This is a genomic window from Streptomyces sp. NPDC001700 (genome assembly GCF_053596435.1).
Genome location: NZ_JBSFGE010000001.1, coordinates 279,685 through 299,111 on the forward strand (window position 1 = coordinate 279,685; position 19,427 = coordinate 299,111).

Here is a 19,427-nt window from a genome sequence, read left to right on the forward strand (position 1 = left end):
GTCAGAGCACCCCCATCAGCGGGCCGCCGGGCAGCGGCACCGAGAGCAGCCGGTCGAAGACGAAGAACGTGACCACGGACAGCACGGCCGCGATGATCGGATCACGCGAGAAGGAGCGGCTGCCCAGCGCGTACGCGGAGCCCCAGAAGAGCAGCGCGCCGGAGATGGGGAAGCCGAGGGGCTGGATGAGGACGGCGTTGCCGAGGAACACCCCGGCGAGCAGGACCACGGTCCGCCAGTCGCCGGGCGCGCTCAGGTCGATGTCCTCGCCGCCCTCCGCCTCGCCGCGCCCGCCGCGCAGGACGTCCACGGCCAGCAGGACGGCGACCAGCAGCAGCCCGGCGCCGACGACGAGGGGCACGGTCTTGGGGCCGACCGGGCCGCGCTGCGCGAAGCCGGTGTCCATGGTGAGGGCGTCGGTGAGGACGAGGACGCCGAGGACCAGCAGCAGCGCGCAGACGCCGAGTTCGGAGCGGCCGCGCAGGCGTTCCGTAAGGCCGGAGGACCCGGCGGTGGCAGTGGGTTCGGGGGTCACAGGCCCAGCTCCTTCAGCACGGTGTCCACGCGCTTGTCCTGCGCGTCCAGGAAGCGCCCGAAGTCCTCGCCCGGCAGATAGGCGTCGGTCCACTGGTTGCGCTTGACGGCGTCCTTCCACTGCTTCGAGGCGTGCAGCTTCTCGACCAGGCCGGTGAGCTTCTCGCGTTCGCTGTCGCTCAGACCGGGCGGGGCGACGATGCCGCGCCAGTTGGTGAACGTCACGTCCACCCCGGACTCCTTGAGCGTCGGGGCGTCGAGCCCCTTCGGCCGCTCGGCGCTGGTCACCGCGAGCACCCGCAGATCGCCGGACTTGATCTGGTCGAGGTATTCGCCGATGCCCGAGACGCCGAAGGCGACCTTGCCGCCGAGGACGGAGGCGAGCAGCTCGCCGCCGCCGTCGTAGGCGATGTAGTTGACGGTCTTCGGGGCGATCCCGGCGGCCTTCGCCATGAGCATGGGCGCCAGGTGGTCCGGACCGCCGGGCGAGGAGCCGCCGCCCACCGGGAGCGCGTGGGGCTTCTTGCGCCAGTCCGCGAGGAGCTGGTCGAAGGTCCGGTACTTGGAGTTCTTGGCGACGACCACGATGTCCGGCTCCTCCGTGAGCCGGGCGATCGGCGTGGTGTCGGCGAGCGAGGACGGCGCGTGGTTGGTGTGGACGGCGCCGACGACACCGAGCCCCATCGACATCGCCAGCTTGCCGTTGCCGCGCTCGGCCACGAGCTGGCTCAGCCCCACCGTGCCCCCGGCGCCGGGGAGGTTGAACACCTCGATGTTGTTGCCCAGCCCCGCGTCCTCGGCGCTCTTGGCGGCCGTACGCGCGGTGATGTCGTAACCGCCGCCGGGCGTATTGGGCACCATGACGCGCAGACCCGGAATGTGGGTGCCGCCCCCGGAGCCGTCCCCGGAGCTGAGCAGCGGCGGCGCGAGGAGGACGAGCAGGGCCGCCGAGAGTACGGCGAGCGGGGTACGCAGGGCAGGACGCAGCGGCAGGCTCGGACGCTGTCGCACCTGGTGACACCACCTTTCGGGCTTGCGTGTGAGGTGGGCCACATGTTGCCTATGGGTTACCGGGCTGTCTCGCTTCCGGTATTAAGAGACGTTGTGGTCGTTGAGTTCGCGGGGTGATCGCGGGCCTGGATGCCGGAAAGGGGCCGCCCGGTGACGACAGTGCTGGTCGTCGATGACGACTTCATGGTCGCCAAGCTGCACAGCCGCTATGTGGCGGCCACGGAGGGCTTCACGGTCGCCGGGGTCGCGCACACCGGGGCCGAGGCGCTGCGCGCCGCCGAGGAGCTGCGCCCCGACCTCGTCCTCCTCGACATCTATCTGCCGGACATGGACGGCATCAGCGTGCTGCGCGAGCTGCGCGCGAAGGCGGAGGACGGCGGCCACCATGTGGACGCCCTGTTCGTGACCGCCGCCAAGGACGCCCACGTGGTGCGCGAGGCGCTGCGCGCGGGGGCGCTGCACTACCTGATCAAGCCGTTCGACCGGGCCGCGCTCCGGGACCAGCTGCGGCACGCGGCGGCCCTGCGGGCCCGCCTCGACACCCTCGGCGAGGCACGCCAGGCGGACGTGGACCAGATCTTCGGCGGCCGCCCGCGCGCCTCCCGCGAGCTGCCCAAGGGGCTGGCCGCGCACACCGCCGACCTCGTCGAGCGCACCCTGCGGGCCCACGCGGGCGGGCTGTCCGCCGCCGAATGCGCCGAGGCGGGCGCCTTTTCGCGGGTGAGCGCGCGCCGTTATCTGGAGTACTTCGCCGATACCGGACAGGCCGAGGTCACCTTGCGCTACGGCGGTACGGGCCGTCCCGAGCACCGCTACCGCTGGATCGCCTGATGTCCGTACATGGGCGGCGTACGGGCCGGGTATAGCGGGGGAAGGGCGAGCCACGGGGGGCACGATGGGGAGCGGCCTGTATAACCTTAAGAGCGTCATGGACACGCTGGCCCCGGCGCTGCTCGGGATGCCACCGGGCGGCGGGCCATGGGTGAAGCGGACGTTCCCGGCGGGCGAGCCCGTCGTGGAGGTCACCGGCGGCCGGGCCACCGGCAAGACGGCGCTGCTGGACGCCCTGTACGACGGCTATCACGCCTGGGTGCCCACGGCCCGGGTGGACCTGGCGGAGGCCCCGTACTCGGCGGACGACCAGGGCGACCGCGCCCGGCTGGACACCGCGCACGCGTCCCCGGTGACCAATCTGCTCTTCACCGTCTCCCATCAGCTCGGCTACGAACGCGACGGCAACAAACGCACCCTGACCTTCCCCCGGCTCGCGCCCGCGCTCCTGGTGATCACCGCGTGGCGGCCCGAGGCGCGGGAACGGCACGAGGGCGAGGTGGCGCCCGCCGATCTGGTCGCGGCGGAGGAGGAGTTGGGGCGCATCCTCGCGCAGCGCGACCCCGACCCGCAGGCCCGGAAGGTCGTCGTCGGCCGGTGGCTGAACGCGCTGGGCGGGGTCGTGGCCGGGCTGCTGCCCGGGGTGCCAGGGCTCCAGGAGGTGCTGAGCGCCGCCACCGACACCCTGCTCGCGCGGAGCGACGACGGCCGGGACGGCTCGTCGTGGTGGCGCAGCCATCTGGACCGTATCGACGGCGACGCGGTGCAGCGGCTGTTCACGCTGGTACGGAAGTTCCGCCGGGGCGGAGCGGACCGCGCCGAGGTGGAGGCCGACCTGATCGCCGCCCTGCTGGCGGACATCAACGGCGCGTACGGCGCCTGGGCGCGCAGGACCCAGCATCCGTCCCTGATCCTGCTGGACAACCTGGACGAGGCGCTGCGCGCGCGCTTCCTCGACCCGTTCGTCGCCCGGTACGCGCGCGACAGCCGGGAGTGGCGCAAGCGCGGGCGCGTCATGCTGCCCGTCGTCTTCGCGACCTCGCTCGGGGACGGCGCCGGGCCGAAAGCGCTCACCACCGACGCGCCCCCGTGGACGAAGCCGGAGCGGTGCCCGCCGGGCGCGTGGCTGCTGCGGCTGGGCATCCCCAAGGTCGGCGACGCGGAGATCCGTTCGATGCTCGACGAGGCCGGGGCCGACGCCGGTACCGGGGCCGACGCCGCGTACCCGCCGTCGCTGCCCACCGTCATCGCCCGGCTGAGCGGCGGGCGTACGGGCGACGCCCTGCTGCTCGCCGGGGCCGCGGCGGCGCGGCTGCGCGAGCCCGGCCCCTTCGTACTGGACGAACTGCTGTCGCTTCCGGCGCCCGGCTCGGCCGAACCCGTGGGCGCGCGGCTGTTGGCGCGGCTGCTGCCCGACCCGGACGTACGGGAGGAGGTGCTGAGGCTCGCGCCCGCGCTGGACGGGGAGGCGGCGGCGCGGCTGCTCCGGGCCGACCGGGCCGCGCTGCCCGGCCTCAGCCCCGAGCTGCGCGTCAGACGGCTGCGGGACGCCACCCTGGAGCGGCCGCACTGGGACCACCGGCCCTGGCCACCGGGCCCGGGGCGCTCCGGGCAGCCGCCGCTGATCACCGACCGGGCGCTGCGCGCGCTGCTGCTGCACGAAGCGAGAGCCGGGGCCGACGAGGCGCGCTGGACCCGTCTGCACGCCCTGTCGGCCGCCCGCTACAACGACGGCGATATACGGACCGACGACTCGGACCGGCACGACCGGCGCTATCTGCACCACGCGCTCGCCCAGGGCCGCATCGACACCCTGGTGGTGCGGGCGCTGCACTACCGGTATCTGCACCGCACCCCCGCCGAGTGGCTGGGCGACCTCAACCTCATCGCGGCCGCGCCCCCGGGGTGGGCCGGTTTCGCCCCCGAGGACCCGCCCGCCCGTGAGGCCCTGCCCGCCTGCGCATCCTGCGGGCCCGGCGCCGATCAGCGCGTCCACGCCGCGATCCGGCTGCTGCTGGCCACCGTATGGCGGCTGTCCGCGCCGACGGCCCCGGTGCCGTCGAGCCACCGGGACGCCGACCTGGTGCACCTGCGGACCGCGCTGGAAGCGCTGTGCTCCGACTACGGCAACAGCCCGCGCCGCGAGCGGGCGTACAACGTGTATGTCGACGCCATCGCGGACGGCGGCTGGATCGACGCCCTGGTCAGCGGGGTGCAGGCCCCTGATCTTCCAGTCAAGGGGAGTAGCCGATGACCCGTCCCTTCGTCCGTCCCTTCAGCGCCATCCGGAACTGGCACTCCGCCCTTCCGCCGATCCGCCGGGTCCTGAACTGGCTCCTGGTGGGGCTGGTCGCGGGCGCGCTCGTGGCGGTGGGCATCGTCACGCTGACGCCCGACCGCTCGTGCGGCGCCGGGGTCGACAAGCGCGCGGGCGACAAGGAGTGCACGGGCGTCACCGACGGCGGCCACGCCTTCATGGCCGAACTGGGCCCGGTGTCCGACCGCATCAAGGCGGAGAACACGAAGGTCACCAAGAGCGGCAAGGCGTACGCGACCATCGCCCTGATGATCCCCATGACGTTCAGGAAGGACGACGTGGCGGAGCGGGCCCAGGTGGTCCGGGAGGTCCAGGGCGCCTATCTCGCGCAGTACCGGGCCAACCACGAGAGCGGCGACGAACCGGCGATCCGGCTGGTGCTCGCCAACCCCGGCCGCGACATGACCCGCTGGAAGGAGGTGTCGGACCAGCTGGCCGGGATGGCGCAGTCGGGGAAGGACCGGCTGCGCGCGGTGTTCGGGTTCAACCTCAGCGTCACCCGCACCGAGCAGACCATCGCGTATCTGACCAGGGAGAAGGGGATCGCGGTGGTGGGCGGTCCGATCACCGCCGACGACCTGGGCAACGACCGTGAGAACCCCCGGAGATACCCGGGCCTGGCGAAGATCGTGCCGTCCAACCGTGACCAGGCGCGGGCGCTCACCCACCATCTGAAGGTGAAGCCGCGCGACACCTTCCTGGTCGAGGACACCCACGCGGACGACCTCTACGCGCGGTCGCTGCGCGCCGCCTTCCGCGCGGAGACGAACGGAACGCCGTATTCCGAGCAGTACGACTCGTCGACGGCCATCCCGAACGACTTCGTCCAGATGGTCAACAACCTCTGCGACTCGCGGGCCACCACGGTCTACTTCTCCGGCCGCCCGCCCGCGCTCGCCCAGTTGATCAGGGCGCTGGGCAAGCGGGGCTGCGCGGACCAGCGCTACCGGGTGGTCACGGTCTCGGGCGCGTCGACGCTGGCGTACGACCCCACGATGGACTGGGACGCCTTCTCCTACGGCGCCGGGCTGACCGTCGAGTACGCGACCATCACCCATGAGAACGCCTGGACCAGCGGCAACCCGCCCGCGACGGGCGGTTCGGCCGCCGACTTCCGGGCGCTCAGCACGCTCGTCGGCGACCACGACACCGGGGACAAGGCGGTCGGCGACATCGGCCCGACCGGGCTCGCCGACGGCCGGACGATCACCACCTACGACTCCGCGACGACGGCCATCGCGGGCATCCGCAACCGCACCACCACCAAGGGGCAGGTGCCGGAGCTGGACTCCATCGCGGCGGCGTGGCCACGGCTGCACGGGGACCAGATGGTGCGCGGGGCCAGCGGCTGGATCTGCCTCAACGGCTACGGGACGCCGTACGACAAGGCGGTGGCCATCGTGAAGCTCTCGCCCAGGAAGGACCGGCACATCGAGTTCGAGAAGCTCGCCTGGCCGGATGGCCGCCCGCCCTCCGAGCAGTGCACGGCCGCACCGGACTGAGCCCAGAGGTATTAAGGCGCGCGCAGATAGTTGTAGACCGTGGCGCGCGAGACGCCGAGCAGTTCGGTGACCACCTGCACCGAGTGCTTGACCTGGAGGAAGCCACGGGTCTGGAGGGAGCGGACGAGTTCCTTCTTGGCGGCGGAGCCCAGACCCCGGGGGGTGTGGCCGCGCGCGGCGGCGAACTCCTCCACGACGGTGCGCAGCTCGGTGACGGTACGGGCCCGCAGGGTCTCGATGAGGGGCTGTTCCTGATCGTCGGTGCGGATGAGGTTGTTGAGGCTGCGGGCGACGCTGGCGAAGAGGGAGACATCCAGGTTGAGGCAGATGGCGGCGACGTACGTGCCCGCGCTGTTCTTGATGCCGATGGACGTGCTCTTGGCCGGGCGGCCGTCCGGGAAGCGGTTGGAGTAGTTCTGGACGATGCCGGGGAAGCCGGGGTCCTCGATGCGGGCGAGGCCGAGTTCGGTGGCCGGATCGCCGACCGACCGGCCGGAGAGATTGGACTCGATGGCGCGGATGGCCTGGTCGGGGCGGCGCAGATCGTGCAGCACCACCTCGCACAGCCCGGGGAACATCCGGCCGATGGCGGTGACGATCTTCTCGGCCTCGCGCAGCAGCAGTTCGTCCTCGGCGCTGTCGCGCGGCTCGTCCCCGGCCGGTTCGGTCATCGTGGGTCCTCCGGCGTGTCCTCCGGCGTGAACAGGGCGCCCATCGCCGTCGCCGCCTTCAGCCCCGAGCCGGTCAGCAGGACGGCCGTCGTCTCGCCGGGGCGGATCGCGCCACGGGCCCGGAAGACGTCGATCGCCGCGGCGGCGGTCGCGCTGGTCGGCTCGGCGTACAGCCCCATCGCGGCCAGCCTGCGCACCGCCGCGACGATGGCGTCCTCGGGGATGGCGGCCATGTCGCCGCCCGAGCGGCGGACCGCGCTCACCACCTCCGGCAGCCGGACGGGCTCCCGGATGGCCGTGCCCTCGGCGATGGTGGGGGAGAAGGCGGGGGCGGCCGTCGCACCGCGGAACGCGGCGTGGATGGGGGCGCAGTGGGCGGGCTGGGCGACCAGCAGCCGGGGGCGGCGGGCGATCTGGCCCGCGCTCAGCAGCTCACCGAAGCCGAGGTCGCAGCCGAGCACGGTGGACCCGGCCCCGGCCACCGTCACCACGGCGTCGGGTGCGGTGAAGCCGAGGTCTTCCCACAGCTCGTACGCGAGGGTCTTGGTGCCCTGGAGGAAGAAGGGGTGCCAGTTGTGGCTGGCGTAGTACGTGGCGGCCGACTGGCGCAGCGCCTCGGCGGCGGTGGCGTCCCGGTCGCCGGGGATCAGCCGCACGTCGGCGCCGTACGCCCTGGCCTGCAGGACCTTGGCCGGTGACGTCGACTCCGGGGCGAGGATCCGGGCCTTGATCCCGGCGGCGGCGCAGTACGCGGCGACGGAGGCGCCGCCGTTGCCCGAGCTGTCCTCGATGACCTCGCGGACGCCGCGCTGGGCCAGCAGGGAGATCATCACGCTGGTGCCACGGTCCTTGAAGCTGCCGGTGGGGCTGAACCACTCCAGCTTGAAGTGCACCCGACCCTCGCCCCAGTCCTTCTCGACCAGCGGCGTGCATCCTTCACCCAAGGACACCGGGGCGTCGATGCGCACCGGGAGGGCCGCTCGGTAGCGCCACAGCGACCGGGCCCCGGTGTCCACCTGCCCGGGGGTGATGCCGGGCAGCGCGGAGACGGTGAGCGGTGCGCCGTCGTCGCCGCACCAGCGCGGCTCGTCGATCGGATACGAGGCGCCGGAGCGCTCGTCGACGTAATGGGGTTCGGCTCGCACCTTGGACATTCTGTGCAGTTGTAAAACGACCGTCAAGGTCTCTGAAGGCGACTCAAGTCGGATTCAAGGTGTGTTCAAGCAGGCGCGACATGGGCGAACAGCCGTTCCAGCACCACCGCGACCCCGTCCTCGTCATTGCGCGGTGCCACCTCGTCGGCCAGCGCGATCAGGTCCGGGTGGGCGTTGCCCATCGCGACCCCGTATCCGGCCCAGTCCAGCAGCGGGATGTCGTTCGGCATGTCGCCGAAGGCGATCGTGTCGGCGGGGGCGAACCCCATCCGCTCGGCGGCGAGACCCAGCCCCACCGCCTTGGAGACGCCCTCGGGCAGCACCTCGATCATGCCCTTCTCCGAGAGCGTCACCGACACCTCACCCGCGCCCGCCCAGGCCGCCGCGGCCGCTACAGCGTCGTCCGCCACCTCCCGGTGACGCATCAGCACCTTCTCGATCGGCCCCGCCCACAGCGCCTCCCGGCCGACGATCGCGTGCCAGCCCGGCCGCCGCCGCAGCTCGGCGAACCCGGGCGTGACCACGAAGCGGTTCTCCGGCGCGGCGGTCACCACGGCCAGCTCCAGCGGGCCCGCGCCCAGCGCCTGCTCGGTGCGCTCCACCACCGACCGGGCCAGGTCGCGGTCGAGCGCGGCCGAGAGCAGCAGCCGGTCCGCGGTCGCGTCGTACAGCTGCGCGCCCTGTCCGCACACCGCGAGCCCCCGGTAGCCGATCGCCACCAGGAACTCCCGGCAGGACGCGGCCGCGCGCCCGGTGACCACCAGATGCCGCGCCCCGGCGCGGGACGCGGCGGCCAGCGCCGCACGGGTGCGCGGCGAGACCGTCAGATCGCCGCGCAGCAGGGTGCCGTCGAGGTCGGTGGCCACCAGCCGGAAGGGCGGACCGGCGGACCGGGGGCGAGGGAGGAGGGCTCCGGGGGCAGGAGCGGCAGGAGCGGCAGAAGTGGCAGCTGTGGCTTCGGGGATGTACACGGTGCATCAGAATGGCGGGTCGGCCGGGGTCGATCAAACCGTGCAGGCAGGCGCCGAAAGCTAGGCCGGGCGCAGCTCGCCCTCGCGCTCGGGCGCCCGCCGCCGCCCGGCGACCTGCTTCGGCAGCCGGTACGGCAGCGCCCCGTACCAGGCGTACGACAGTGCGATGCCGACGGACAGGCAGATGACGCCGCCGACCGCGTCCATCCAGAAGTGGTTCGCCGTCGCGACGATCACCAGCAGCGTCGCCGTCGGGTACAGCAGCCCCAGGACCCGCACCCACACCGGGCGGGCCAGCGTGGCGATGGTCAGGCCGCACCACAGCGACCAGCCGATGTGCATCGAGGGCATCGCCGCGTACTGGTTGGACATGTTGGCCAGGTTCCCCGAGGCCATCGAGCCCCAGGTGTGGTGCACCACGACCGTGTCGATGAAGTGCCCGCCGTGCATGAGCCGGGGCGGGGCCAGCGGGAAGAAGTAGTAGCCGAGCAGGGCCACGCCGGTGGTCGCGAAGAGGGCCAGCCGGATGGCGGCGTAGCGGCCCGGATGCCAGTGGTAGAGCCACACCAACACGCTGAGCGTCACGATGAAGTGGAGGGTGGCGTAGTAGTAGTTCATGCCGACGATCAGCCAGCTGACCGAGTCGCTCGCATGGTTGACGCCGCGTTCGAAGGCCATCCCGAGCCGGTGCTCCCAGTCCCAGATCCAGCCCGCGTTGCGCAGCGCCTCGGCGCGCTGCTCGGGGACGGCGTTGCGGATCAGGGAGTACGTCCAGTAGCTGACCGCGAGCAGGACGATCTCGAACCAGAGCCGGGGCCGCCGCGGCGTCCGCAGCCGGTCCATCGAGGTCCGAGAAGTCGCTTCACCCATAGGGCAACAGTCTGCCAGAGATGTCCGATACGGGGTGTGGTTATGTACCGTTACGGACGGGCGCCGTGCGCCGAGGCGGTGGACCCGCGGACCACCAGTTCGGGCAGGAAGACGAACTCGCTGGGCGGCGCCGGAGTGCCCCCGATCTCCTCCAGCAGCGCCCGCACCGCCGCCTGCCCCATCGACTGCACCGGTTTGCGGATGGTGGTCAGCGGCGGGTCGGTGAAGGCGATCAGCGGGGAGTCGTCGAAGCCGACCACCGAGACGTCCTGAGGGACCCGCAGCTCCCGGCGGCGGGCCGCGCGTATGGCCCCCAGCGCCATCATGTCGCTCGCGCACACCACCGCCGTACAGCCCCGGTCGATCAGCGCGCCCGCCGCCGCCTGACCGCCCTCCAGGGTGTACAGCGAATGCTGGATCAGCTCCTCGGAGTCCTCGGGCGGCACCCCCAGCCGGTCCCGCATCGCGTGCTGGAAGCCCTCGATCTTCCGCAGTACGGGGACGAACCGCCTGGGCCCGAGCGCCAGCCCGATCCGGGTGTGCCCGAGGGACACCAGATGGGTGACGGCCAGCAGCATCGCCGCCCGGTCGTCGGGGGAGATGAACGGCGCCCGCACCTTCGGCGAGAAGCCGTCCACCAGCACGAACGGCACGCCCTGGCCGCGCAGCTGGTCATAGCGCTGCATATCGGCGGAGGTGTCCGCGTGCAGCCCCGAGACGAAGATGATCCCGGCCACGCCCCGGTCCACCAGCATCTCGGTCAGCTCGTCCTCGGTGGAGCCGCCGGGGGTCTGGGTGGCCAGCACCGGGGTGTAGCCCTGCCGGGTCAGCGCTTGCCCGATCACCTGGGCGAGCGCGGGGAATATGGGGTTCTCCAGCTCGGGCGTGATCAGTCCCACCAGCCCCGCGCTGCGCTGCCGCAGCCGCACCGGCCGCTCGTAGCCGAGGACGTCCAGGGCGGCGAGGACGGACTCGCGGGTGGCCGAGGCCACCCCCGGCCTGCCGTTGAGGACGCGGCTGACGGTGGCTTCGCTGACCCCCGCCTGGGCTGCGATGTCGGCAAGCCGTGCGGTCATGGACCGGGACCTTACCGGTCGCATGTCAGATTGCCCACCACGCGCAGGATTCGGCCGGAATGCGCACCGTACCGGCGTCGTACGCCAGCGGCGCGGAGGACAGCAGCGCACGCCCCGGGACCGGCAGCCGGACCTCCTCGCCGAGGGTGTTGAGCGTGCAGACGAGGCCCGGACGGGACAGCGCGAGCACCCCCGCCGGGGCGTCCAGCCAGCTCATCGGGCCGTCGCCCAGGCCCGGCCGCTCCCGGCGCAGCGCGAGCGCGGCGCGGTACAGCTCCAGCGTGGAGTCCGGGTCGCCGGTCTGTGCCTCCACGGAACTGTCCGCCCAGCCCTCGGGCTGCGGCAGCCAGCTGCCGCCCGCCCCGAACCCGTACGACGGGCCCGAACGCGACCAGGGCAGCGGCACCCGGCAGCCGTCGCGGCGGCCCTCCTGACCGTCCTGGCCGTCCTGCCCGTCGGCGGAGGTACGGAAGAACGCCGGGTCCTGGCGCGCCTCGTCCGGCAGGTCGACGACCTCGGGAAGGCCCAGCTCCTCGCCCTGGTACAGATACGCCGAACCCGGCAGCGCCAGGGTGAGCAGGGCCGCCGCCCGGGCCCGCCGCAGCCCCTGCCCGGGGCTCTCGGCGGCGTACCGGGTGGTGTGCCGGACGACGTCGTGGTTGGAGAGCACCCAGGTGGTGGGGGCGCCGACCGAGGCGGTGGCGGCCAGCGACTCGTCGATCACCTCGCGCATCGCGGCCGCGTCCCACGGGCACTTGAGGAACTGGAAGTTGAACGCCTGGTGCAGCTCGTCCGGGCGGACATACAGGGCGAGCCGCTCGGCGCTGGGCGCCCAGGCCTCGGCGACCCCGATCCGCGCCCCCGGGTAGGAGTCCAGCAGCCGCCGCCAGCCTCGGTGGATCTCGTGCACCCCGTCCTGGTCGAAGAACGGCAGCACCTGCGAGCCGATCAGCTTGGCCTGTTCGGTGCGGCCGATGTCGGGCAGCCCCGGGGCCTTGACCATGCCGTGTGCGACGTCGATACGGAATCCGTCCACGCCCAGGTCCAGCCAGAAGCGCAGCACCGAGTCGAACTCCTCGCGGACCTCCGGGCAGTCCCAGTTGAGGTCGGGCTGCTCGGGCGCGAACAGGTGGAGATACCACTCGCCCGGGGCGCCGTCCGGGCCGGTGGTGCGCGTCCAGGCGGGGCCGCCGAAGACGGACTCCCAGTCGTTCGGCGGCAGTTCACCGTTCGCGCCCCGGCCGCGACGGAAGTGGTACCGCTCGCGGGCCGCCCCCCGAGGCCGGTCCGCGAGCGCGCTGATGAACCACGGATGGCGGTCCGAGGTGTGGTTCGGGACGACGTCGACGATCACCCGCAGCCCCAGCTCATGGGCGGTGCGCACCAGGTCGTCGGCGTCCTGGAGGGTGCCGAAGAGCGGATCGACGGCCCGGTAGTCCGCGACGTCGTAGCCGCCGTCGGCCTGCGGCGAGGCGTAGAACGGGGTCAGCCAGACGGCGTCCACTCCGAGCCGGGCGAGGTGCGGCAGCCGCTCGCGCGCGCCGCGCAGATCCCCGATGCCGTCGCCGTCGCTGTCGGCGAAGGACCGGACGTACACCTGGTAGATGACGGCGTCCCGCCACCAGCCGGGCCCCTCGGGGGAGCGGGCCGGCTCGGTTTGGAGGTCGGCCTGGAGGGAGGTCGTGAGCTCCTGGGTCATGCCGGGAACGTAACAGCTCTGCAATGTCTTGCGGAAGAGCTTGCAGGGGCGAGTGGCGCGCAACGGCGCACTACGGGGCCTTGTGGCGCTGCTGTCAAGCGCCTGGGCGGCTACCACGGGGACACGCTGGGGTAACGATCGGGTCCGCTTGCAGAAAGTCGCCGCAAGATATTTCCGGCGGTCTTCCCGGGACCCCGTGGCGCTGTTACGTTCCTCCGCAATCCGGCGCCGCGCTGGTGCGGCGAGCCGGCTCGGGGAGGGGTACAGATGCGACATGGCATGGCGGCCACCGCGCTCATCGCGGCCATCACGCTCACGGCGACCGCGTGCGGCGGCGGCACCGACGGCGACGGTACTGACGGCGGCGGAAAGGGATCCGACGGCAAGATCTCCGGCACCGTCACCTACTGGGACACCTCGAACGAGGCCGAGAAGGGCACGTACGAGCAGCTCGCCCTCGGCTTCCAGAAGAAGTACCCCGGGGTGAAGGTGAACTACGTCAACGTCCCCTTCGGCGAGGCGCTGGCCAAGTTCAAGAACGCCGCGGGCTCCGGCGGCTCCGGCGCCCCCGATGTGCTGCGCGCCGAGGTGGCCTGGACCCAGGACCTCGCCAACATCGGCTATCTCGCCAAGCTGGACGGCACCACCGCCCTCGCCGACCAGTCCGACTATCTGCCCAAGGCGGCGGCCGGGACCAAGTTCAAGGGCGCGACGTACGGCGTACCGCAGGTCATCGACACCCTCGGCCTCTTCTACAACAAGAAGATGCTGAAGGAGTCCGGGGTGGCGCCGCCCACCAGCTGGGCCGGGCTGAAGGCCGCCGCCAAGAAGATCAAGCAGAAGACCGGCAAGACCGGGCTCTATCTGCGCGGCGACGACGCCTACTGGTACCTGCCCTTCCTCTACGGCGAGGGCGGCGATCTGCTCGACACCGGCGAGAAGCGGATCACCGTCGACGACGCCCCCGGCGTCAAGGCGTTCGCCGCCGCCCGCGACCTGGTCGCCTCGGGAGCCGCGGAGACCGACGCCACCGACGGCTGGGACACCATGCAGCACGCCATCAAGAACGGCGACGTGGCGATGACCCTCAACGGGCCGTGGGCGATCGAGGACACCTTGGCCGGGAAGGCCTTCGCTGATAAATCCAACCCCGGCGAGTCCAACCCCGGCGAGTCCAACCTCGGCGTGGTCCCGGTCCCGGCGGGCGGCGGCGGCCAGGGCGCCCCGCAGGGCGGCCACAACCTCACCGTCTACGCGGGCTCGGGGAACCTCGACGCCTCGTACGCCTTCGCCCGCTACATGAGTTCGGCCGAGGTGCAGGCGAAGACCACCGAGAAGCTGAGCCTGCTGCCCACCCGCGCCTCCGTCTACCGGAACGAGGCGGTCGCGGCCAACCCCAACGTGAAGTTCTTCAAGGCCGCCGTCGACAAGGCCGTCGAGCGCCCGTGGATCCCCGAGGGCAACAGCCTCTTCCAGGCGGTCCTGGTCCAGTTCCCGAACGTCCTCGGCGGCAGGACGTCGCCGAAGGAGGCCGCCACGGCGGTCGGCGACGCGTACCGGAAGCTCCTCAAGGGCGACTGGAAGTAGGGCCGGTGACGATGACCGTCGACACCGGCCGGATCCGCACCGCGCTCGCCCGCCACTGGTACGCCTGGGCCATGGTCGCGCCCGTCGTGATCGTCATCGGCCTGATCATCGGCTATCCGCTGGGCCGAGGCCTCTACCTGTCGCTCACCGACGCCGACGAGACCAACGTCGAGCGCACCATCGGCATCAACCACCTCCCCGCCACCTACCGCTTCACCGGCCTCGACAACCTCACCGCGGTCCTGACGGACGAGGTCTTCCTGGACCGGCTCCTGTGGACGGTGACCTGGACCGTCTCCTGCGTCGCCGTCAGCTTCGCGCTCGGCCTCGGCCTCGCCGTGCTGCTGAACCGCCGGTTCGCCGGGCGCGCCGTCTACCGGTCGCTGCTGATCCTGCCCTGGGCGGTGCCCGCCTTCGTCTCCGTCTTCGCCTGGCGACTGCTCTACAACGAGCGGAACGGCATCCTCAACAAGGTGCTCGACGGCGGCGGCATCGACGCCGTGCCCTGGCTGAACGACCCCACCCTGGCCAAGGTCTCGGTGATCGCCGTCAACGTCTGGATCGGAGTGCCGTTCATGCTGGTCGCCCTGCTCGGCGGGCTCCAGTCCATCCCCGGCGAGCGGTACGAGGCCGCCGAGATGGACGGCGCGAGCCCCTGGCAGCGGTTCCGCCACATCACCCTGCCCGGGCTGCGGCCGGTCTCCTCCACCGTGGTCCTGCTCTCCACCATCTGGACCTTCAACATGTTCCCGGTGATCTTCCTGCTGACCCGGGGCGGGCCCGGTGACACCACGGAGATCCTGGTGACGTACGCGTACCGGATCTCCTTCGTCAACAGTCCGCGCGACTACGCGGGCGCCTCCGCCTGGGGCGTCCTCATCCTGCTCATCCTCCTGCTCTTCGCGGTGGTCTACCGCCGCGCCCTCCGCAAGCAGGGAGAGGTGTGACAGCCATGCGCGACCGTCAACGCGGCCCGCTCGCCTCGATCGGGCTGCACACGACCCTGATCCTCGCCTCGGCCGTCGCGGTGTTCCCACCGCTGTGGCTGCTGATGACCTCGTTCAAGCCCAAGGGCGAGGCGTTCAGCGCCGATGTGATCAAGGACCCCACGCTGGGGAACTACACCCATGTCCTGGCCGATACGGAGTTCCTGACCTGGTTCGGCAACTCGCTGCTGGTGGTCGGCTGCACGACCGTGCTGGGCGTGTTCATCGCGGCCACCACCGGCTACGCCGTCAGCCGCTTCCGCTTCCCCGGCATGCGGCCGCTGATGTGGCTGCTGCTGATCACCCAGATGTTCCCGGTGGCGATCCTCATCGTGCCGCTCTACACGATCATGTCGACGCTCGGCTGGCTCAATCAGCCGGTCTCGCTCATCGTCACCTATCTGACGGTGGCCGTGCCGTTCTGCGCCTGGATGATGAAGGGCTACTTCGACACCATCCCGGCCGAGATCGACGAGTCGGGGCGGGTCGACGGGCTCACGCCCTTCGGCGCCTTCTGGCGGCTGGTCGTCCCGCTCGCCAAGCCGGGCATCGCGGTCACCGCCTTCTACACCTTCATCACCGCCTGGGCCGAAGTCGCCTACGCGTCCGCGTTCATGACCGGCGAGGAGAACCTGACCCTCGCCGCGGGGCTGCAGACCTTCGTCAACCAGTACACCTCCGACTGGGGCTCGATGACGGCCGCCGCCGTCATGATCGCCGTCCCGGCGGCGCTGGTGTTCGCCTGGGTGCAGCGCCATCTGGTCGCGGGCCTCACGGCGGGCGCGACCAAGTCCTGACAGAACTCTCCCCCCACGGAGTAACGATGACCGGCAGCCGCACTTCCCTCGCCACCGTGCTCGCCCTCGCGGCGGCGCTCGTCGCCCTGCCCCCGCCGACCGCACTGGCGGCACCGCCCGGAACCAAGGACGTCACCGCCGAACTCTTCGAGTGGTCGTACGCCTCCGTCGCCAAGGAGTGCACCAGCACCCTGGGCCCCGCCGGATACGGCTATGCCGAGGTGTCCCCGGCCACCGAGCACATCCAGGGCGGCCAGTGGTGGACGTCCTACCAGCCCGTCAGCTACAAGATCGCCGGGCGGCTCGGTGACCGCGCCGCCTTCAAGAACATGATCGACACCTGTCACGCGGCGGGCGTCAAGGTCGTCGCCGACGCCGTCATCAACCACATGTCCGCCGGATCCGGAACCGGTACCGGCGGCTCCTCGTACACCAAGTACACCTACCCCGGGATCTACCAGCCCCAGGACATGGACGACTGCACCTCGCAGATCAGCGACTACCGGGACCGCTGGAACGTGCAGCACTGCGAGCTGGTGGGTCTCGCGGACCTGGACACCGGTGAGCCGTACGTCCGGACCCGGCTCGCGCAGTACCTGAACGACCTGCTCTCACTCGGTGTCGACGGCTTCCGTATCGACGGCGCCAAGCACATACCGGCGGACGACCTGGCCGCCATCAAGAGCCAGTTGAGCGACCCCGGCGTCTACTGGAAGCAGGAGGTCATCCACGGCGAGGGCGAGGCGGTCTCCCCGGCGGAATATCCGCGCAACGGCGATGTGCAGGAGTTCCGCTACGGCCGTGACCTCAAGCGGGTGTTCCACGACGAGAAGCTGGCGTATCTGCAGAACTTCGGCGAGGGCTGGGGCTATCTGGCGAGCGGCCAGTCCGGTGTTTTCGTCGACAACTGGGACACCGAGCGCAACGGCTCCACCCTCAGCTACAAAGACGGCGCCTCCTACACCCTGGCGAACGTCTTCATGCTGGCCTGGCCCTATGGCTCCCCGGACGTCCATTCCGGCTACGAGTTCAGCGACAACGACGCCGGTCCGCCGGGCGGGGGCACGGTGGGCGCCTGCTACCAGGACGGCTGGAAGTGCCAGCACGCCTGGCCCGAGATCAAGAACATGGTCGCCCTCCGCGACACGGCCCGGGGCACGGCGGTGACCAACTGGTGGGACAACGGCGACGACGCCATCGCCTTCGGACGGGGCGACAAGGCATACGTGGCCATCAACCACGAAAGCGCCTCCCTGACCCGGACCTTCCAGACCTCGCTCCCGGCGGGCGGCTACTGCGACGTACAGAGCGGCAGGTCCGTCACGGTCGACTCCTCGGGCCGATTCACCGCCACACTGGGCGCGGACACGGCGGTGGCGCTGCACGGGGGCGCGCGTGACTGCGGACCGGCCGAGGAGTCGTGAAAGTGAGCTAACGCAGACCGTTCAGGTGGCCGCCGCCCGTCAGGCGGGCCTTGAGGGTGGCGCGGGCACCCGGCTTGGCGGGGGTGGTCAGGGCGCGGCCGGCGGACCGGCCCCGGACGCCGCCGCTCGCCGCGATCGCGGTCACCTGGCGGCTGCCCGCGGCCAGCAGGAACCAGCGCCCGGACCGCGCCTTCCACAGCACGCCCGCCAGGACGCGCGGTGCGCGCTGCCCGCAGGCGGGGGAGCCGTCCGACGTGGCGGCGACCGCGCCCGCCGCGCCCCGGCGGGTGGTCCAGGGCTGGAACTGGGCCAGCACCCGGCTGCCCGGGCCCCGCCAGGTCTCGGCCCGGGTGCACAGCCACGCCGCACGGCCGCCCGCCTCGGGCAGCCGCTGGACGCCGAACCGCCAGATGTTCACCGAGCGCACCCCGCGCCCGGTCATCAGCGGCAGTCGGCACGCCGTCCGCGCCCAGCTCAGCAGGGCCGCCCGGCCCGCCACATCGCGCGGGCCGCCGCGCCCGGCGGCGCCGGGGTCGCCGTACGTCAGCCGGGCCGGGGCCAGTTCGCCGAGGTCCGCCACCAGGTGCGAGCCGAACCGCAGCGCGGGCCAGCCCCGGCATGGGCGCATCCGTGGCACGGTGCGCACCGGGTCGGTCACCCCGTCGGTGGTCAGCCGCACCGGGCGCGGCCGCCCGTCGGGGCGCAGCAGGTCCCGTACGGAGGCGCGGCGCACCCAGGGGGCGGTCAGATAGCGGACGTTGCCGTCGGTACGGCCCAGCGTGAGGGCGGTCGAGGCGGCCGCGTCCGCCGCGTCGAGACGGGCGAGGTCCAGCGCCACCGGGCCGCCTCCGTCGCCGTTCCCCTCCGCGTACCGGGCGATCCGCAGCCCGTCGTACAGCAGCACCACCGCCGCCTGGTCCACCTCGCCCGCGTACAGCAGCTGCGGCGGCCCGGACGGCGGCCCCGACTGGGTGCCCGCCGTCGCCGACACCCGTACCGCGTCCCCCGGGCGGGCCCAGACGGCCAGCGCGCGACGCAGCAGCGCGGTGTCGCCGAGCCGGTCGCCACGGGCGGGCCAGGACGAGAAGTCGGCGCGGCTCGCGGTGCGCCACGCGAAGGGCTCGGCGCGCGTCAACCGGTCCGGGTCCAGGGCCCGTTCGGAGGACGGGTTACGGGCGTACGAGGGCGCCGCCGCACCGGCGCGCCCCCAGCCCTCGCCCGGCATCCCCAGCAGCGACCCGCACACCACCAGCGCCACCACGGCCACCAGCAGCGCGCGCAGATGCTGGCGGCGGCGCATCAGATCGGTGGGGCGCGCCTGGAGCGAGCACGGGTCGAACTCGGCCGACTCCAGCAGCGAGCCGTCGTCCCGGCTGCCCGCGGGCTCCGGGACCTCGTCCGCCTCGTCGAGCGCGTCCAGCGCGTCGTCCGAGTCCACGCCGGCGGCTTGCAGCAGCGCCTTGACCTCGCGGTCGTCCAGCCGCTCCAGCTCGCGCAGCACGTACGCGGCCCGGCCGGCGCCGGACAGCTCGGACAGCGCCTTGTCCAGGGCGAGTTCATCGGCGCCGCCGGACCGGGGGAACAGCCGCAGCCCCCACACCACGGGGAGCGGCACGGCCAGCGCCCACGGGCGGCGCGGCCGCGCCGCCCGCAGCGCGGAGCGCAGCACGCGCAGCCGCACATAGGCGTATCCCGCGTCGCCCGCCGCGCCCTTGGTGCCGCGCTGCCACGGCAGCTCGACCTCCGGGGTGTCGGGCCTGCCCTGGTTGCGCGGCAGCGCCCGCTGCGCCAGCGCGTGCGCGGCCAGCACCCGCCGGGTGCGGCCCATGCCGGGCGGCAGGATGAGGTACGCGAGCCGCACCAGCCGCGGATAGTGCTCGACGATGGCGGCCTCGGCCTGCTCGACGTCGATGGGACCCGCGGTGTCGGCATCGGTGTCGTCGTCGGAATGGGCTGTCGCCTGCTGCTGCTCCACGTGGCGTAAACGAGCGGTGGTG

The 19,427-nt window shown here is 72.3% G+C and carries 16 protein-coding genes; 7 read left to right on the top strand and 9 right to left on the bottom strand.

Going from position 1 to position 19,427, the window contains the following annotated elements:
* Window position 1: 1 nt before the first annotated feature.
* Together ACWC5C_RS01290 and ACWC5C_RS01295 are read right to left on the bottom strand one after the other, a co-directional pair.
* The gene (locus ACWC5C_RS01290) at window positions 2-535 is read right to left on the bottom strand and encodes a tripartite tricarboxylate transporter TctB family protein (RefSeq protein WP_450872580.1); all 534 of its coding nucleotides are present in this window, start codon (window positions 533-535) and stop codon (window positions 2-4) included.
* On the bottom strand, window positions 532-1,509 hold the full coding sequence (locus tag ACWC5C_RS01295; protein ID WP_450873222.1) for a Bug family tripartite tricarboxylate transporter substrate binding protein: 978 nt from the start codon (window positions 1,507-1,509) through the stop codon (window positions 532-534). Before ACWC5C_RS01295 ends, ACWC5C_RS01290 begins: the two co-directional genes overlap by 4 nt.
* Window positions 1,510-1,695: 186 nt before the next feature.
* Between ACWC5C_RS01295 and ACWC5C_RS01300 the strand changes: the two genes are divergently transcribed.
* The 3 genes from ACWC5C_RS01300 (at window position 1,696) to ACWC5C_RS01310 (ending at window position 6,195) form a co-directional block, all read left to right on the top strand.
* Window positions 1,696-2,376: a response regulator gene (locus ACWC5C_RS01300; RefSeq protein WP_450872581.1), complete on the top strand. Its 681-nt coding sequence runs from the start codon at window positions 1,696-1,698 to the stop codon at window positions 2,374-2,376.
* Between the two features lie 97 nt (window positions 2,377-2,473).
* Entirely contained in the window at window positions 2,474-4,630 is a 2,157-nt protein-coding gene (locus ACWC5C_RS01305; RefSeq protein ID WP_450872583.1) for a hypothetical protein, read from the top strand.
* A complete protein-coding gene (locus tag ACWC5C_RS01310) occupies window positions 4,627-6,195 on the top strand; it encodes an ABC transporter substrate-binding protein (RefSeq protein WP_450872585.1) in 1,569 nt (522 codons plus the stop codon). Before ACWC5C_RS01305 ends, ACWC5C_RS01310 begins: the two co-directional genes overlap by 4 nt.
* An 11-nt stretch (window positions 6,196-6,206) precedes the next feature.
* On the opposite strand, the gene ACWC5C_RS01315 is transcribed toward ACWC5C_RS01310, so the two are convergent.
* The 6 genes from ACWC5C_RS01315 to ACWC5C_RS01340 form a co-directional block, all read right to left on the bottom strand.
* A complete protein-coding gene (locus ACWC5C_RS01315; RefSeq protein WP_450872587.1) occupies window positions 6,207-6,866 on the bottom strand; it encodes a helix-turn-helix transcriptional regulator in 660 nt (219 codons plus the stop codon).
* A complete protein-coding gene (locus ACWC5C_RS01320; RefSeq protein WP_450872589.1) occupies window positions 6,863-8,011 on the bottom strand; it encodes a threonine synthase in 1,149 nt (382 codons plus the stop codon). Before ACWC5C_RS01320 ends, ACWC5C_RS01315 begins: the two co-directional genes overlap by 4 nt.
* Window positions 8,012-8,085: 74 nt before the next feature.
* Complete coding sequence (locus tag ACWC5C_RS01325; RefSeq protein ID WP_450873223.1) at window positions 8,086-8,889, bottom strand: HAD family hydrolase; 804 nt, start codon at window positions 8,887-8,889, stop codon at window positions 8,086-8,088.
* Window positions 8,890-9,051: 162 nt separating this feature from the next.
* Window positions 9,052-9,861 (bottom strand): phosphatase PAP2 family protein, encoded by an 810-nt coding sequence (locus tag ACWC5C_RS01330; RefSeq protein WP_450872591.1) that lies wholly within the window; start codon window positions 9,859-9,861, stop codon window positions 9,052-9,054.
* A gap of 50 nt (window positions 9,862-9,911) precedes the next feature.
* Window positions 9,912-10,937 carry a LacI family DNA-binding transcriptional regulator gene (locus ACWC5C_RS01335; protein ID WP_450872593.1) on the bottom strand — a complete coding sequence of 342 codons (1,026 nt, stop codon included), beginning with the start codon at window positions 10,935-10,937 and terminating at the stop codon, window positions 9,912-9,914.
* A gap of 25 nt (window positions 10,938-10,962) precedes the next feature.
* Complete coding sequence (locus tag ACWC5C_RS01340; RefSeq protein WP_450872595.1) at window positions 10,963-12,636, bottom strand: glycoside hydrolase family 13 protein; 1,674 nt, start codon at window positions 12,634-12,636, stop codon at window positions 10,963-10,965.
* 267 nt (window positions 12,637-12,903) lie between these two features.
* Here ACWC5C_RS01340 and ACWC5C_RS01345 point away from each other — a divergent pair, with 267 nt between their 5' ends.
* The 4 genes from ACWC5C_RS01345 to ACWC5C_RS01360 are packed head-to-tail and all read left to right on the top strand — an operon-like array spanning window position 12,904 to window position 17,430.
* Window positions 12,904-14,223, top strand: a complete 1,320-nt coding sequence (locus tag ACWC5C_RS01345) for an extracellular solute-binding protein (RefSeq protein WP_450872596.1) — start codon at window positions 12,904-12,906, stop codon at window positions 14,221-14,223.
* 11 nt (window positions 14,224-14,234) lie between these two features.
* Window positions 14,235-15,170 carry a carbohydrate ABC transporter permease gene (locus tag ACWC5C_RS01350; RefSeq protein ID WP_450873225.1) on the top strand — a complete coding sequence of 312 codons (936 nt, stop codon included), beginning with the start codon at window positions 14,235-14,237 and terminating at the stop codon, window positions 15,168-15,170.
* Window positions 15,171-15,175: 5 nt separating this feature from the next.
* Entirely contained in the window at window positions 15,176-16,006 is an 831-nt protein-coding gene (locus ACWC5C_RS01355; RefSeq protein ID WP_450872598.1) for a sugar ABC transporter permease, read from the top strand.
* Window positions 16,007-16,032: 26 nt separating this feature from the next.
* Window positions 16,033-17,430, top strand: a complete 1,398-nt coding sequence (locus ACWC5C_RS01360; RefSeq protein ID WP_450872600.1) for an alpha-amylase — start codon at window positions 16,033-16,035, stop codon at window positions 17,428-17,430.
* A gap of 7 nt (window positions 17,431-17,437) precedes the next feature.
* Here the strand turns inward: ACWC5C_RS01360 and ACWC5C_RS01365 are convergent, their stop codons facing one another.
* Window positions 17,438-19,405: a hypothetical protein gene (locus tag ACWC5C_RS01365; RefSeq protein WP_450872602.1), complete on the bottom strand. Its 1,968-nt coding sequence runs from the start codon at window positions 19,403-19,405 to the stop codon at window positions 17,438-17,440.
* Window positions 19,406-19,427: the final 22 nt, after the last annotated feature.

Bases quoted from the DNA above. Each gene is read 5' to 3' on its own strand.
- ACWC5C_RS01360 (WP_450872600.1), top strand. From the start codon at position 16,033: ATGACCGGCAGCCGCACTTCCCTCGCCACCGTGCTCGCCCTCGCGGCG.
- ACWC5C_RS01345 (WP_450872596.1), top strand. From the start codon at position 12,904: ATGCGACATGGCATGGCGGCCACCGCGCTCATCGCGGCCATCACGCTC.
- ACWC5C_RS01315 (WP_450872587.1), bottom strand. From the start codon at position 6,866: ATGACCGAACCGGCCGGGGACGAGCCGCGCGACAGCGCCGAGGACGAA.
- ACWC5C_RS01350 (WP_450873225.1), top strand. From the start codon at position 14,235: ATGACCGTCGACACCGGCCGGATCCGCACCGCGCTCGCCCGCCACTGG.
- ACWC5C_RS01355 (WP_450872598.1), top strand. From the start codon at position 15,176: ATGCGCGACCGTCAACGCGGCCCGCTCGCCTCGATCGGGCTGCACACG.
- ACWC5C_RS01305 (WP_450872583.1), top strand. From the start codon at position 2,474: ATGGACACGCTGGCCCCGGCGCTGCTCGGGATGCCACCGGGCGGCGGG.
- ACWC5C_RS01310 (WP_450872585.1), top strand. From the start codon at position 4,627: ATGACCCGTCCCTTCGTCCGTCCCTTCAGCGCCATCCGGAACTGGCAC.
- ACWC5C_RS01330 (WP_450872591.1), bottom strand. From the start codon at position 9,861: ATGGGTGAAGCGACTTCTCGGACCTCGATGGACCGGCTGCGGACGCCG.
- ACWC5C_RS01340 (WP_450872595.1), bottom strand. From the start codon at position 12,636: ATGACCCAGGAGCTCACGACCTCCCTCCAGGCCGACCTCCAAACCGAG.
- ACWC5C_RS01335 (WP_450872593.1), bottom strand. From the start codon at position 10,937: ATGACCGCACGGCTTGCCGACATCGCAGCCCAGGCGGGGGTCAGCGAA.